Origin of the sequence: Candidatus Spongiihabitans sp., from assembly GCF_965237845.1 — a bacterium.
In the GTDB taxonomy this organism is placed as follows: domain Bacteria; phylum Pseudomonadota; class Gammaproteobacteria; order Arenicellales; family Poriferihabitantaceae; genus Spongiihabitans.
Genome location: NZ_OZ250154.1, coordinates 17,618 through 32,849, shown reverse-complemented (window position 1 = coordinate 32,849; position 15,232 = coordinate 17,618). Strand labels below are relative to the sequence as shown.

Here is a 15,232-nt window from a genome sequence, read left to right as displayed (position 1 = left end):
GATATCGCTGTGTCCGTAGGCTTGCCCGATCGGTATGATATCGAGGCGATCAAGCATCGCCTGCCGCACCGTTACCCGTTTTTGATGGTGGACGTTATCGAGGAGAGCGGGCGAGGGTTCGCCATCGGGATCAAAAATGTTTCGGCGAACGAACCACACTTCCAAGGGCATTTTCCAGATCGATCGATTATGCCAGGCGCGTTGATTACCGAGGCGTTGCTACAGACATCGGCTTTTATTGGATACCCCGTCGATGCTGGGAATGAAGACCAAGACGCCATCCCAGACATTGAAAACCGTGCTTTCGGCAGACAGTTACTTTGCGTCGGCTTCAACATGAAATTCCAGAAGCCTGTCGTGCCGGGCGATCAGTTGCGCATGGATGTGCGTTTCGTGCGCCAGATAGGAGGCATGACACGGATTAAAGGGGTTGCAAAAACCACCGCTGGCATCGTCGCTTCGGGAGATCTGATCCTTGCCGCCGTTGCCATGACAGACGCACAAACCGGGCGGTATCGGCCAGAGCGATGAGCATCATCTCCCTCAAGTCGGTTTGCAAATCCTTCCCTTCCGGCGAGACCAGGATACATGTGTTGCGTGCGCTCGACCTTGAAATTCGGGAGACTGATTTCGCGGTCGTGGCCGCCCCGTCGGGGAGCGGTAAGAGCACGTTGCTCAATCTGATCGGCGGGCTCGACCGAGCGGATTCCGGCGCTGTTCGAATCGACAAGGTAGATTTGGCCGGGCTCAAGGACCGGGCCTTGGCGAATCTCAGAAACGAGAAGATCGGCTTCATTTTTCAGTCGTTTCACCTTATTCCGGTTTTGACCGCGGCGGAAAATGTCGCATGGCCGCTTTTTCTCAAAGGGGTCGGTGGTCGCCAACGCATGGCGCGTGCCAAGGCGCTGCTCGAGCGGGTCGGACTCGCCGGGCTCATGAATCGAACTCCGGGCCGATTATCGGGCGGACAGCGCCAGCGGGTTGCCATCGCGCGGGCGCTGGCCTGTAAACCGAAAATCATTCTGGCGGATGAGCCGACCGCTAATCTCGACCAGGAAACCGCCCTTGATGTCATTAAGCTGCTGGCACGGCTGAACCGCGACAGTGGAGTGACCTTTGTCTTTTCAACCCACGACCAAATGATTGAAGCCTACGCCACCCGCCGCCTGCGTCTGGTCGATGGCCATGTCGTCGAAACCCCGGCGGCAACCGAATTTGCCGAGGGCGGTGCCCATGCTTGATCTTATGCTACTGGCCTTGCGCAATATCTTTCGCAACGTCCGCCGCACCATCATCACAGTTTTTTCGATCGTCGTCGGCTTTGCCGCGATGGCTTGTTTTGGCGGGTTTATAGAGTTTTCTTTCACCGGTCTTCGGGAGACCACCATTCGCACCCAGTTGGGCCACCTGCAGATTTATGCAAAAGGTTACTGGGAAAAACGAGTCTCCGACCCGGAATCGGTGCTGATTGCCGACTATAAAGAGGTTGTCGATGCGCTCAATGACCTGCCCGGTGTTTCCACCGTCACGCAGCGGCTCTCCTTTTCCGGCCTCGCTAGCACAGGTCTTGCAACGGTTAATGTTTCCGTGATCGGCGTGCACCCGGAGCGCGAACAGGATTTCGCCGATTTTGAAACCGTGGTTGACGGCCGCCATCTGCGTGCGGGTGATACCGAGGCCGGAGTGATCGGTGAAGAGCTACAAAAAGGGCTTGGCGCGAAGCTCAACGATTGGGTCACGGTTGTAACCAGCTCGCTCGATGGCGTCATCAACGCGGTCGATTTTCAAGTCGTTGGCATCGTCCGGACCGGCTCAAAAGAATACGACAGCGTGTTTGTCAAGATTCCGATCGAGCTGGCGCAGCGGGCGCGCGAAACCGACAAAGTCGAACGGATTATCGTGCTGCTTGAGAGCACCGACGATCTGCCGAAGCTGGGCGCCGAGATCCAGCGGCGTCTTGGCCTTCTTGAGCGCGAATTCGAAACCCGCCGATGGGATGAACTCGCCGGCTTCTATACCGCAGTGGTCTCGCTGTACACTGGCATTTTCACCATTTTCGCCGGTATCGTCGGCTTGGTGGTGATGTTCTCGGTCGCCAACACCATGACCATGGCGGTGTTGGAGCGTACCGCGGAAATTGGCGCCCTGCGGGCCATCGGCGCACGCCGTGCTACCTTGATCGCGATGTTCCTGTGGGAAGGTATCGGAATCGGCCTTCTCGGCGGCGTCTTCGGCATCCTCGCCTCTTGGCTGATCGCCGCCGCAGTGGATATGGCGGGCGGTATTTCGATGCCACCGCCGCCGGGTATGTCTCAGGGTCATCAGGCCTATTTTGCCATCACCGGTGAGGTATTGCTGAAGTCCTTTGCCGTTGTCATGACGGCCGTGCTTTTGTCCTCGTTTTATCCGGCGCTGACAGCAGCCAGAATCCGCATCGTCGAAGCCCTGCAAAAGTCATGACTGCTTCGATCGTAAAGCATGTGGGCGGTTGCGTCGCTGTCATTTTCAGTTTTGCTCTGGTGCTAGCGGCGGGTGCTGCGTCGGCGGACGAGAACCTGTTAGAAAAGGTGGATGCGGTGCGCGCACCAGGCGAAAACTTTACCTTCACCGCCGAGATCACCGATGCCAGGGGCAAGCGGCTGAAAATGTCGATACGGGTCAAGGATCGGGTGAAAAGCCTGGTGCGCTACACCGAGCCGGCGCGTAACGCCGGACGGGCGCTTCTGTTTGTCGAACGCAATATGTGGATTTATGTGCCCGGGACTCGCCGAGCCTTGCGCATTGCTCCACAACAGCAGGTGATAGGCGGGGTTGCCAGCGCCGATATTGCCCGCACTGTCTATGCGTTGGACTACGCGCTTGATTCCGTTGCCGAACAGGCCGACGAGAACGGTGAAAGCCGCCGCTTGCTAAGCCTCTCCAGAAAGTCGAAGGGTGCGGCTTATGCGCGGATCGAACTGCTGGTCGGCGGCGATGAAGCGCGTCCTCTCAGTGCCGTCTTTTATGCTTCTTCCGGCAATCGGTCACTGAAGACGGCTTATTTTGAAGGCTATCGGGAGGTATTGGGCAGTCGGCGGCCAACCAGCCTGCGGGTGGTGGATCATCTCCGCGGAGACCGGGAAATTCTGCTGGAGTATTCCGACTTTGTGCTCGAAGACACACCGGATGCCTGGTTTCAGCCGGCCTATCTCAAGCGCCTGAAGTGATGTTTTATGAGGTCGTGCATCGCTTTTTATTGTCTGACAGCAACGATTGGATTATCTGTCATTCCGATGGCTTGGGCTGACGATGTTCCATCGACTTTCTCGCTCGGCGGGTTGGTAGATTTTCGCCTGCGCGACAACCAGGATAATAGCTCACGTTTGCCAGCAAAATTGCAACGAGGCGAACCAAAAATATCCGCTGCGTCGGTAACCGCGGTAGTCAGCGTTGAGGTTTGGGAAGGGCCGCTGATGCTGGTCAGCCAGGTCCGCGGCCGTAGCCAGTCGGTCGCCGACCGGTGGCAAGCGCAGGCCGATGTCGACGAGTTGTACGTCGAATATGCGCTGAGCGATGAGCGCTTTTTGCACCTTAGTCGGCGCAACATTGTCTTCGGCCAGGCCTACGGAGTGAATCCTCTCGATGTGTTTCTCGATCCCCTGGAACTAGACCACTCTTTGAATGAGAGTCGCCGCCGCAGAGAGGTGCCGGGGCAGGATATGCTCGGCTTTGAAGCCCTGTACGGCGATGTTTTCACCGTGAGCGGCTATTGGGCTCCCGCGACCGTCGCGTTGAACTCGGACGCCCCGCAACGCGCTCTGCTGGCGGGGGAATTTTTGTTGCCCCAATGGAATGCCGACTTTACGCTGCTGCTGTTCGAAGATGAGAGGCGTGGGGCCGGACTGTCCTGGTCAACAACGCTTGACGATGCAGTGCTGGTTTATGGGGATATGACGCTTCGCCAGGGGCGTGACCGGGCCGGCGTTCAGGCCGATGTCGGTGTCGATCCATGCTCTGCATCCCCGCCAAGCGGGCTTATCACTCATAGCCGCGATGTCGATCGCCTTTACTCACAGGCCAGCGTTGGTTTCAGTGCTACGGCGGAATCCGGAGCGATGGTTAACTTTGAATATTATTATGATGCCAACGGTTACTCTGATAGCGAGTGGGGTGAAATCGCTTGCCTAATTGCCAACAACAGCGCCAAAGAACGGGGGGGTTCTGGTAATCCGTCGGCCGGCAATCTTTTGCGGATTGGTCAATTGCTGGCGCCCTCAACGTTACGGCAACATTATGGTTTCATCCGGGCTTGGCAACCCGACCTGTTCGACCTTGGAATTGAGGCTGAAACGACCTTGTTCCACGGTCTCGTTGATAACAGCGGCATCCTTAGCCTGCGTTTCGAGCATGCCGAATCGAACTTGCTAATTGGTGTTTGGGGCAGCTATTCGTATGGCCAAGGGCTGGATGAGTTTGCGTTGCGTGGCGAAGGACTGTCGGGCGCGGTTTATGTCACCGTCAATTTTTAAGCGATCGGCAGATATCGTGATAGCTGGACCGGCTGGCTGGCAAGACACGAGCGCTCATCAGGCAGATTCGCTTCGTGCGATGCTGTCGTCGGGTAATATTCTGCTGCATGGTTTCCGCCTGCCCATATTTTCCTTCTCGTCAAAGAGCAATATGAAGCATCTGCCGATGGTGCAGCATCGCACCGCCGAAATTGAGCGCGCACCGGCTTACGACCCTCGTTTCGCCGCCGTGCGCACTCGATTGTGCCGGATTCTCTCCGTTATTTTGAACAAGCCGCATCAGGATATCAACATGACGGTTCTTACCACCGGACGCCCCGGTTTGGCCGGTGAGGATGCGTCCGTTTCCTTCAGTCTGTCCTATTATCAAAGCCGCTACTGTGTGATTGCGCTATGTCGGGGCGCTCGTATCGGGGCTGACATCCAATTCCTCAACGAGCACCGCTTGGCGAATTTTCGTTGGCTGTTCGATGATTTTTTGTCCCGTCGTGAGCAATTTTTCCACCCGGGTCTGACTGAGGCCGAGATTTGGGTGCGTATGGAAGCTTTCAGCAAAATGACCGGGCAGGGGCTTGAGGCCGGTCTCCGACGCCTGTTTTCGATCGCAACCGGACTGAGCGTCTCGCCGATTGCCTGCTCGTTCTCTGATTTCCGCCTCGCTGGAATTGCTGGAGCAGTCTGTACCGAGGGGGTACAGGTCCGCCAAATACGCCTCGCCGAATAGTTGGCAACGGCGGCATGTTTCCTTGGTCGCCAAGTGTTTATCTCTCGAAGCGTTGTCGGCGACGGGCACGAACGAGTTCGAAAAATCAGCCAGTGAAATGGATAAATCGAGGGAAATGTCCCCGCCACGGTCATCTCAGCCAAAACTCTCTGTGTCGGGCCAGTGCCCATACGCCTTTTATAATGGAATATAACTATTAAAGTGTTTAAAACAATCAATCAGAATAATGAAGAGATTTATCCTAGGGAACCTCTGATTAAAACCCAAAACATGAGATAATCACATTGCTCATGAAACGAGGATTTTATCATGCGCCAAACGACATTAGCGGAAGGGACATTTGCAAAATACAGCAAATTAACCAAAAAACAAAAGTTTCTTGCCCAAATGAATGAAATCATTCCCTGGGCAGCATTGAGTGCAGTCATTGCCCCCTGCTACCCGCAACCTGAAGGCAGTGGCAGACGACCCATTGGCATAGAGCGGATGTTACGAATTCACTTCATGCAGCATTGGTTCAATCTGTCGGACCCGGCGATGGAAGAAGCTTTGTATGATAGTGCTGCGTCACGTGAATTTGTCGATATTGATCTGGGCCGGATGAGAGTACGATCTGCAAGTTTCGCCATCTTCTGGAAGCGAATGATTTGTGCGAGCAGCTGTTTCATGAGGTGAACGCTTATTTACAGGCGCACGGCCTGTTTGTATCGAAAGGCACGATAGTGGATGCGACTTTAATTAGCGCACCGACTTCAACCAAGAATAAAGACCACCAACGAGACCCGGATATGCACCAGACCCGCAAGGGTCAGCAGTGGTATTTTGGTATGAAGGCGCATGTTGGGGTTGATAGCCGGAGTAAGCTCATTCACTCGGTTGCGGTAACCCCGGCGAATACCCACGATTCTCAGGTTCTGGAAGATTTGTTGCAGGGAGAAGAAACCAAGGTGTGGGGAGATTCGGCCTATAGCGGTCAAAAAGAAGTGTTGTCCAGGCGGGCGCCGAAAGCTAAAGACTTTACCAATCAGAAGGGTTATCGGAACCGCTTGTTATCATCCGCGGACAAGGCAAAGAATCGGGTCAAGGCCCGGGTTCGTTGCCGGGTAGAGCATGTGTTCAGGGTGATGAAGTGTCAGTTTGGCTTTACCAAAGTGCGGTATCGCGGCTTGGACAAGAATGCGGCTTGGGTATTAACGAGTTGCGCGTTAGTGAATTTATCGATGGCCAGGAAGCACTTATTGAGGTCGACACAGGATGCTTGCGCCTGAGATAGGGGAAAAAGCATAAAGCATTGCTAATAAGATGGGTGATGGACAAATTATCGACACAGAAAAGTCATTTATGGCGCAAAAGTTAAACTCTAGATGACGAGTGGTTGAATTTGCGCATTACTCCTTAATTAATCAGAGGTTCCCTAGAATGCGTGCATGTCCCAAAAGACATGAAATTTCCGCGCTAACACTATTGATTAGGAGAAACGACAATGAATTTAACCGATTCAAAAACCGAGCAAAATTTGAAAGATGCCTTTTCCGGGGAATCTCAGGCCAATCGCCGCTACCTGTATTTTGCCGCCAAGGCGGATATCGAGGGGTATAACGATGTCGCCGCGGTATTTCGCTCCACCGCAGAGGGTGAAACCGGCCACGCCCACGGGCATCTTGAATACCTCTAGGAAGTTGGCGACCCGGCTACCGGGCTTCCCATTGGCGGCACATCGGATAACCTCAAGGCGGCCATTGCTGGCGAAACCCATGAATAACCGACATGTATCCGGGCATGGCTAAGACCGCTAGAAACGAGGGTTTCGACGAGATCGCCGACTGGTTTGAGACCCTGGGTAAAGCCGAACGCTCCCACGCCAACCGTTTCCAGAAAGCGCTGGACGAGTTGTAATCGGCCCGGTTTGCTACTGTCACCGGGCGGTTCCCGGTGGCGGTTGACTTCAAATAAAATCCAAATGGCATCCATACTGGGTGAACTTGAGCGGGTTTTCGACCATTGTCATGGCTGCCGCCGTTGCGTGAGCCTGTGTAATGCCCTTCCGACCCTGTTTAATCTGGTGGATGGGTCAAAAACCCTTGGAGGTTGACGGGGTCAAGCGGAAAGATTACTGGAAAGTGGTGGATCACTGTTACCTGTGCGACCTGTGTTACCAGATTAAATGTCCGTACATCCCGCCCCACGAATGGAATATCGATTTCCCCCATCTGATGTTGCGCGCCAAGGCGGTGAAATTCCGCAAAGGAGGGGTGACTACCAGCGAAAAAATCCTGGCATCGCCCGATGTCGTTGGCAAACTGGCGGGAATTCCTATCGTGGTGAATGCGGTCAATGCAGCCAACCAATCAAAACCGTTGCGCAAGCTGCTCGGCCATGCACTGGGTGCGCATCCCCAAGCGGGCATCCCGACCTATCACAGAGGCACCTTGCGTAAAAGACGCAAACCCCAATCCGCGACCAAATCGAACAAGACCAAATCGAACCGGCGCACGCCAGCATCCGCACAGCCGGTCGCACCAGCGGAAAGGTCGCCATCTTCGCTACCTGTTTGTGGCAATTATAATGAACCTGATCCGGGCGAAGACCTGATTGCAGTGCTTGAACACAACCAAATCAGGGTGACCATGGTTGACAAGGAGCAGTGTTGTGGCATGCCGAAACTGGAGCTGGGTGACCTCAAAGTGGTGGGCAAAGCGAAACAGGCCAATATCCCCGCTCTGGCAAAAATGGTGGAGCGGGGCTGGGACATCATCGCCCCGGTGCCTTTCTGCGTGCTGATGTTGCGCCAGGAGTTGCCGTTGCTGTTTCCCTGATGACCGAAGCCGTGCAAAAGGTTGCCGCGGCGGTATTTGACCCGTTTGAATATCTCATGCAGCGTCACTAGGCAGGATTGCTGAATACCGCATTCAAAAATCGCTGGGCAAGGTGGCGTAGCATGTCGCCTGCCACCAGCGGGTGCAGAAAATCGGCATGAAAACGAAGCAGTGCCTGCAACTCGTGCCCGACACCGAAGTGGTGACGATTGAGCGCTGCTCCGGTCATGACGGAACTTACGGCGTGAAAAGCAAGTTCTATGAAACCGCCAGTAACATCGCGCGGCCGGTGGTGAACAAGGTCAAGCAGGCCGAGGCCGATCACTACGGCAGTGATTGTCCCATGGCCGGACGTTTTATCGAGCATGGCGTGGCCGACGACAGCAGAACCGAGCATCCCATTTCGCTCTTGCGGGAGTTCATGCGAGCGGCATATCGGGTGGTTGAACAAAGAGATTGCGCGGCTTGACCAAGCGGCCCTGGTGGCGGTGATGAGAAAGATGTTATTGCCTCTGAATGCGATTGCACGGCGGGGCTGCCGTGGGTGGAGCAGTACGCCCCAACAGCGTAAAAAGACTTGACTCGGAACACAGGCACTCCCGCCTAAGCCCGCTCCATATACGCGCCGGCATCGGTTATTCACCCTGACTTTTTCGCCGACGTGGATGAAGACCGGTACGGTTACTTTGTGGCCGATTTCGATGGTTGCTGGTTTGCCGCTGTCTGAGGCTTAGTGTGGCCAATTACAATTACGCTTACAATCATAACTCTAGACTAAGCGACAAACGACACTTTCCAAGCATGACGGTTTTCCAGAATTAACTGGACGATGCTCGATATAACCAAGGTATCGGATGAATATACCCCGAATGAAAATTGACTAGGCGGTCTTTTTCAGTCTCGAAACTGTTTTACGCGCGTGCTCCTTGAGCTGCTTTTTGCGGATACGGATATGGTTCGGGGTTATTTCTACCAATTCATCGTCGTCAATAACCGCGATCGCTGATTCCAGGGTTAGCCTGATGGGCGGTTCAAGGACGATGGCATCATCTTTACCGGAAGCACGAATGTTGGTGAGTTGTTTTCCTTTCAAGGGATTCACCGTCAGGTCGTTGTCCCGGGAATGCAGGCCAATAATCTGTCCTTCATAAACTTCGGTATTGGGCTTGATAAACATTCTACCCCGCCCCTGCAGGTTATATAATGCAAATGCCAATGCCTTGCCCGTACTGGTTGAAATCAGGGCGCCGTTACGTCGATTATGAATTCCTCCACTCGCAACCGGGGCGTATTTATCGAATACATGGTAGATTAAGCCGCTGCCTGAGGTCAGCGTCATGAAATCAGTTTGGAATCCAATCAAGCTACGCGCTGGAATGCTGTATCTCAGGTGTACTCTGCCCGTTCCGTCAGGTTGCATGTCTTGAAGATGGCCAGATCGACTGCCCAATGCTTCCATAATCGCACCCTGGTTTGTTTCATCGACATCGACGCTGAGTTCTTCCCATGGCTCGCACAGCACGCCATCAATAACCCGGGAGATTGCCTGGGGGCGGGATACGGCAACTTCATAACCTTCCCGACGCATGGTCTCCAGTAATATCGCGAGGTGTAGTTCACCACGACCGGAAACTGCAAATGTGTCCCGGTCAGCAGTCTGTTCGACCCGTAGCGCGACATTGTGAATCAGTTCTTTGTCCAGGCGTTCTGCGATCTGGCGCGAGGTGACAAATTTTCCGTCCTGTCCTGCGAATGGAGAGGTATTGACCTGAAAATTCATCCGTACCGTCGGTTCATCCACGCTCAATGAAGGCAGCGCCTCTAATTGATCAGGGTTGCACAACGTGTCCGAGATAGAAAGATTCTCTATACCAGTCAGCGCTACAATGTCTCCCGCACTGGCACTGGTAACTTCTACTTTTTCAAGCCCGTGAAAGCTGAAAATTTGCAATACTCTGCCATTGCGTGCCTTTCCTTGGCGGTCTATTACCATCACCGGGGATTTTTGATTGATACTGCCCCGAGCAACTCTACCCACCCCAATGGTGCCGACATATCTGGAATAATCTAACGAGGACACCTGCATCTGGAATGGCCCTTCGACATCCACTTGGGGAGGATTAACATGGTTAACAATAGTCTCGAATAACACTGACATGTCGTCGGTCCTGGTATCGACATCCATTGATGCAAAACCTTCAATTGCAGAGGCATAAACCACTGGGAAATCCAACTGCTCGTCAGTTGCTCCGAGGCGGTCGAACAGGTCGAAGGTCTGATCCAGCACCCAGGCGGGTCGAGCGCTGTAGCGATCGATTTTATTGATTACGACGATAGGTTTTAAACCATGGTTAAAGGCTTTTTGCGTGACAAAACGAGTTTGCGGCATCGGCCCTTCAACCGCATCCACCAACAACAATACCGAATCCACCATCGACAACACCCGTTCCACCTCACCCCCAAAGTCGGCATGGCCCGGGGTATCGACGATGTTAATGCGGTAACCATTCCAGTTGATTGCGGTGTTTTTCGACAGGATGGTGATGCCCCGTTCGCGCTCAAGGTCATTGGTATCCATAACTCGCTCCACCGCACCGAAACGATCGCCAAGGGTGCCGGATTGTTGCAACAGCCGGTCGATCAAAGTTGTTTTACCGTGATCTACGTGGGCGATAATCGCGATATTACGAAGTTGGGCGATGGACATATTCTTTCTCATGCGAATCGAATCGGCAATATATGAACGCATTAATTCTCGGCCGGTCGGGCTGAATATAAAGGCTGCCTAACTGAATGGGCCGTGAAATATCTCATTAAAAACAGGCAGGGGAGGGTTAAGCCCTCCCCTGCGGATACGGAATGTATGGGCACTGAAAAGTTCAAAATGGATGCCAGACGGGGATAGAGACAAGGCACGCCTGGTCTCTCTGCTGCCGATAGGCAGATCAAACCTGGCGAAGCCGCGTCATCAAGAATAATCAGTAGCAACGACCAGCGGCGATCTTCAAAGCTCGCTTACGGCAGCTCGATTTACGGCAGCCAGATTAATGGCTATCGACGTCCGCGTTTCGGTTTGGGCGTTTCGAAGTTTACCTTGATTGATTTGCCGTTAAAATCCCTGCCATTCAGGCCGGCAATAGCGGCGCGTGCTTCATGGCCTTCCATTTCGATAAAACCAAAACCCTTGCATTGGCCTGAAAAAACATCCATTACAAGTTTGCAGGAACGCACAGTGCCAAATTCTGAAAATAGGGTCTGTAGATCGTTTTCTTTAGTGCTGGCAGCTAAATTGCCAATAAATAATTTTTTCAATACGGTTCCTCATTTTACGGTATGAAATGTTGTATCTATAACAGTCTTAAACAATGGTCTCAAAAAAGAACCTCGCCACGGCGAGGTTCTTGATATCTGCCTATCAAACGTGATCATGCCCATAATAAGAGCAAGTCTAAATGAAATTGGCCTAGGCGGTAACACTGGTTGCCTGGAGGCCTTTTGGGCCATCCTCTACCTTAAATGTAACTTTTTGACCTTCGCTCAAGGTTTTGAAACCTGTGCCGTTGATTGCGCGGAAATGGACGAATACATCTGGTCCACCATCGTCTTGTGAAATAAAACCAAAACCCTTGGCTTCATTAAACCACTTTACAGTACCTGTAGTCATAAAACTTTTTACCTGAATTAAATTTTAAAAAAAGAAATGCGTACAGTTGATGAAACAGGGAATTCAGCGAGGTAACACGGAGGGAACAACCAAAATGCCAATAACAAAATCTGTCGCCATACACGCCATACTATAAGGCAATTTATCTGATTTTGCCAGAAATATAACAGAAATTATAATTTTATATGATTTATGGGTCAGACCCGGTCTGGAATTCAGTCTTTGTGGCGAGCCTTGATTGATACGCGGTCTGCTTCGGGGTTTTTATATCTGGTTTCGGAAACTTTGAATATTATTTGTGTATACTGTTCCCGGACTTCCAAAATGATGACGATATGGAACATTTAACGCTGATTGCCGTAGCTTTGGTATTTCTGGGATTCGGCCTGGTTTCAAGGAAACTGAGTGCCGCCGTGATTACGCCACCGATGGTATTTGTTTTCGCGGGGTTCGTGCTGAGCGCGCCGGGACTCGGTTTCCTCCATGTTGAAATAGAGCAGCACATGCTGAAGTTGCTGTTGGAGGTCACTTTGATTCTGGTATTATTCAGCGATGCGGCCAGGATAGATATCAACAAGCTGAAAAAGGATCACATCATCCCCCAGCGCATGCTGCTTATCGGTATGCCCCTGACCATATTGGTTGGAACCGCGGTTGCGAGTATGTTGCCACTCGGGCTGACATTTTGCGAAGCCGCTTTGGTGGCCGCTATCCTGGCCCCCACCGATGCTGCGCTTGGGCAGGTTGTCGTGTCCAGCGATAAAGTTCCAGAGCCGGTAAAGACCGGCCTGAATGTTGAAAGCGGCTTGAACGACGGCATTGCATTGCCGATTATTTTGGTTTTCGCCAGTATCGCCAGCGCTATCATGACCAACGATAACCAGGCCTGGTTCAAGTTTGCAGTGCTTCAGCTTGCTTTCGGCCCGCTCAGCGGCATCGCCATTGGGTATGGTGGCGCATGGTTGATCCGCGCCGCCAGCAAGCGTGGATGGGTTTCTTCCAGCGGCGAAGGCATTATCGCTTTGTGCATTGCCGGGTTGTGTTTCATCGTTGCCGAAACGCTGCATGGAAACGGATTCATTGCCGCATTCGTGGGCGGCCTTGTGTTTGGCAACCTGCTGAAGAATCGTTGTCACTATTTATTCGAGTTTGTCGAAACCGAGGGTCAAATTTTTACCTTGGGCACATTCTTCATCTTCGGCGCCCTATTGTTACCGATGGCGTTGGTTGGTTTTAATATCTGGTATTGGATATTCGCGGTATTCAGCCTCACCATTATGAGAATGCTGCCCGTGCATTTGTCATTGCGAGGACTGCAAATAAACCTGCCAACGTCTTTGTTCCTTGGCTGGTTTGGGCCTCGCGGTCTGGCCTCGATACTGTTCGTATTGCTGGTGATTGGAGATGCAATGCTGCCGCACCCGGACATCGTCGCCAATATCGTATTCGTCGCTGTTTTGATCAGCGTATTTGCCCACGGGTTGTCAGCCATGCCTCTGGCTTCAAGGTACGGTGGCAGCAAATACTCGGTGCCATCGTTGTCCGAAAAATAATCTGCTGAATAAAGGATGCCCGTTAATTGTCAATAAATAGAGGGTTTCCAAAACTCCATATAGAAAACCCGTCAACGCTCAACACCATTCTAAACTGCTATTTTTTTCTCAAACACGGGCTAATGGCACAGGATCAAGCGCAACGGCACACCTTCGCGGCAACGGCGATTTGGTGCTCGCGCCCGCTCACGGTGGAGCAGGATTGGAACAATGTGGTAGTATCAACAACTCACTCAAACTGCCGATTTTGTCCCATCGGTATTGAGCTAGGACATATAGAGTCGCCAACAAATACGGCCCCTTCTATTCAACAACAACCTTATAGCTTTTTCTGCCTGGAGAGCGAATAATGAACAAAATTGATATTGCCGACCTGAAACAATTAAATGATCGTGAACCCTTCGCTGCGAGAGTATCCAACGTTGACCTGGTGGTGATTCGTTATGATGATGAGGTGTCGGTTTTGTACGGCAGGTGCGCGCATCGTGGCGCCTTGATGGCCGATGGACAGATCAGCGGGGACAATATCATTTGCGGTGTGCATGGTTGGGATTACCGCGTCGACACCGGAATCAGCGAATATAACAATTCGGAATATCTGGATAAATTCGAGTGCTGGATTGAAGACCACAAGGTATGGGTTGATAAAGATGAAATACTCGCCTGGGAAACCAATCACCCTCAACCCTATAACCGCAACGCCTATCAAGGCTCATTTCAGGATCCGGTGGGCACTGCGGACGAGCCGCATGTCAAACTGATTCGTAAACTGGCGGGCGAAGGGTTGTCAAAAACCGGGCATCACGGCCCGGTCAGTGCGATGGGGGTGTCGCGCAACGATCTGCCAAAATGGGATGATCTGCAATTCATTGTCGGGCAGCTGGCGGCCCTGCCTTTGCTTGATGATGCCGAGGTCAACAGCGAATTGGTCATCGGCCCGAATGCCGCCAAACCATTGAAACTGAAAATGCCGTTGTTGGTGTCGGATATGAGTTTCGGGGCGTTGTCCGAAGAGGCAAAAATCGCCTTGGCTAAAGGCGCCGATCTGGCTGGCACCGGGATTTGTTCCGGTGAGGGAGGTATGCTGCCGGAAGAGCAGCAAGCCAATCGGCGTTATTTTTATGAACTGGCTTCAGCCCGTTTTGGTTTCAGTTGGGACAAAGTCAAAAAATGCCAGGCTTTTCATTTCAAAGGCGGACAAGGCGCAAAAACCGGTACCGGCGGGCATCTTCCGGGAATCAAAGTGCGGGACAAGATTGCGCAAGTGCGCGGGCTTGAACCCGGACAGGATGCGATATCGCCAGCGCGATTTCCAGAATGGGACCGGGTCGAACAGATACGCGATTTCGCGGTGGAAGTGCGTGAGCAAACCGGTGGCATTCCCATCGGCTACAAATTGTCAGCCCAGCATATCGAAAAAGATATTGATGCGGCTCTGGAAGTTGGCGTGGATTACATCATCCTTGACGGGCGAGGCGGCGGCACCGGCGCCGCTCCGCTGATCTTTCGGGATAACATCTCGGTGCCCACCATCCCCGCGGTTGCCAGAGCCCGACGCCATCTGGATAGTTCGGGATGCCAAAATGTGACCCTGCTCGCAACCGGCGGCTTACGCACGCCAGCGGATTTTGCCAAGTCCATGGCGTTGGGGGCTAATGGCGTGGCCATTGCAAACTCAGCCCTGCAAGCAATCGGATGTTTGGGAATGCGTGCCTGTCATACCAACAACTGCCCGGTCGGCATCGCCACCCAAAGAAAGGATCTGCGGGCAAGATTGATTGTTGATGAGGCGGCCGAGCGTCTCAACCGATTCCTGAACGCGTCTGTGGAATTAATGTCTATCCTGGCCCGAGCCTGCGGACACCACAACCTGCGCGATTTTAATATCGATGATCTGACCACATTCGATCGCGATATGGCTTGCCTCACTGGCGTTAAATATGGCGGTGTCGGGCAACTTGAATAAT

The 15,232-nt window shown here is 52.8% G+C and carries 11 protein-coding genes and 4 pseudogenes; 11 read left to right on the top strand and 4 right to left on the bottom strand.

Annotated elements, in window-relative coordinates:
• Positions 1-9: 9 nt before the first annotated feature.
• From fabZ to ACPXXB_RS00120, 9 genes and pseudogenes are all read left to right on the top strand, one after another.
• Positions 10-531 (top strand): 3-hydroxyacyl-ACP dehydratase FabZ, encoded by a 522-nt coding sequence (gene fabZ, locus ACPXXB_RS00160; RefSeq protein ID WP_423908142.1) that lies wholly within the window; start codon positions 10-12, stop codon positions 529-531.
• Positions 528-1,241: an ABC transporter ATP-binding protein gene (locus ACPXXB_RS00155; protein ID WP_423908140.1), complete on the top strand. Its 714-nt coding sequence runs from the start codon at positions 528-530 to the stop codon at positions 1,239-1,241. The genes fabZ and ACPXXB_RS00155 overlap by 4 nt, the downstream gene beginning before the upstream one ends.
• Positions 1,234-2,460 (top strand): ABC transporter permease, encoded by a 1,227-nt coding sequence (locus ACPXXB_RS00150; RefSeq protein ID WP_423908138.1) that lies wholly within the window; start codon positions 1,234-1,236, stop codon positions 2,458-2,460. Before ACPXXB_RS00155 ends, ACPXXB_RS00150 begins: the two co-directional genes overlap by 8 nt.
• Complete coding sequence (locus ACPXXB_RS00145; RefSeq protein ID WP_423908136.1) at positions 2,457-3,206, top strand: outer membrane lipoprotein-sorting protein; 750 nt, start codon at positions 2,457-2,459, stop codon at positions 3,204-3,206. The genes ACPXXB_RS00150 and ACPXXB_RS00145 overlap by 4 nt, the downstream gene beginning before the upstream one ends.
• A 66-nt stretch (positions 3,207-3,272) precedes the next feature.
• Positions 3,273-4,508, top strand: coding sequence for a hypothetical protein (locus tag ACPXXB_RS00140; RefSeq protein ID WP_423908135.1), 1,236 nt, complete (start codon positions 3,273-3,275; stop codon positions 4,506-4,508).
• Positions 4,489-5,232 (top strand): 4'-phosphopantetheinyl transferase family protein, encoded by a 744-nt coding sequence (locus ACPXXB_RS00135; RefSeq protein WP_423908133.1) that lies wholly within the window; start codon positions 4,489-4,491, stop codon positions 5,230-5,232. The genes ACPXXB_RS00140 and ACPXXB_RS00135 overlap by 20 nt, the downstream gene beginning before the upstream one ends.
• A 309-nt stretch (positions 5,233-5,541) precedes the next feature.
• Positions 5,542-6,500 (top strand): annotated as a pseudogene (locus ACPXXB_RS00130) (IS5 family transposase).
• Positions 6,501-6,715: 215 nt separating this feature from the next.
• A pseudogene (locus ACPXXB_RS00125) lies at positions 6,716-7,128 on the top strand (rubrerythrin family protein).
• Positions 7,129-7,198: 70 nt separating this feature from the next.
• Positions 7,199-8,517: pseudogene (locus tag ACPXXB_RS00120) on the top strand (heterodisulfide reductase-related iron-sulfur binding cluster); the annotation flags it as partial.
• Positions 8,518-8,691: 174 nt separating this feature from the next.
• Here ACPXXB_RS00120 and ACPXXB_RS00115 read toward each other — a convergent pair.
• The 4 genes and pseudogenes from ACPXXB_RS00115 to ACPXXB_RS00100 all read right to left on the bottom strand — a co-directional run.
• Positions 8,692-8,763: pseudogene (locus ACPXXB_RS00115) on the bottom strand (elongation factor P); the annotation flags it as partial.
• 165 nt (positions 8,764-8,928) lie between these two features.
• The gene (gene typA / locus ACPXXB_RS00110) at positions 8,929-10,797 is read right to left on the bottom strand and encodes a translational GTPase TypA (protein ID WP_423908131.1); all 1,869 of its coding nucleotides are present in this window, start codon (positions 10,795-10,797) and stop codon (positions 8,929-8,931) included.
• 302 nt (positions 10,798-11,099) lie between these two features.
• Positions 11,100-11,360 (bottom strand): RNA recognition motif domain-containing protein, encoded by a 261-nt coding sequence (locus tag ACPXXB_RS00105; RefSeq protein WP_423908129.1) that lies wholly within the window; start codon positions 11,358-11,360, stop codon positions 11,100-11,102.
• A gap of 151 nt (positions 11,361-11,511) precedes the next feature.
• On the bottom strand, positions 11,512-11,712 hold the full coding sequence (locus tag ACPXXB_RS00100; RefSeq protein ID WP_423908127.1) for a cold-shock protein: 201 nt from the start codon (positions 11,710-11,712) through the stop codon (positions 11,512-11,514).
• A 335-nt stretch (positions 11,713-12,047) separates the two neighbouring features.
• On the opposite strand from ACPXXB_RS00100, the gene ACPXXB_RS00095 reads away from it, so the two are divergent.
• Both ACPXXB_RS00095 and ACPXXB_RS00090 read left to right on the top strand, forming a co-directional pair.
• Positions 12,048-13,265, top strand: coding sequence for a cation:proton antiporter (locus tag ACPXXB_RS00095; RefSeq protein ID WP_423908125.1), 1,218 nt, complete (start codon positions 12,048-12,050; stop codon positions 13,263-13,265).
• Between the two features lie 349 nt (positions 13,266-13,614).
• Positions 13,615-15,231 (top strand): glutamate synthase-related protein, encoded by a 1,617-nt coding sequence (locus tag ACPXXB_RS00090; protein WP_423908124.1) that lies wholly within the window; start codon positions 13,615-13,617, stop codon positions 15,229-15,231.
• Position 15,232: the final 1 nt, after the last annotated feature.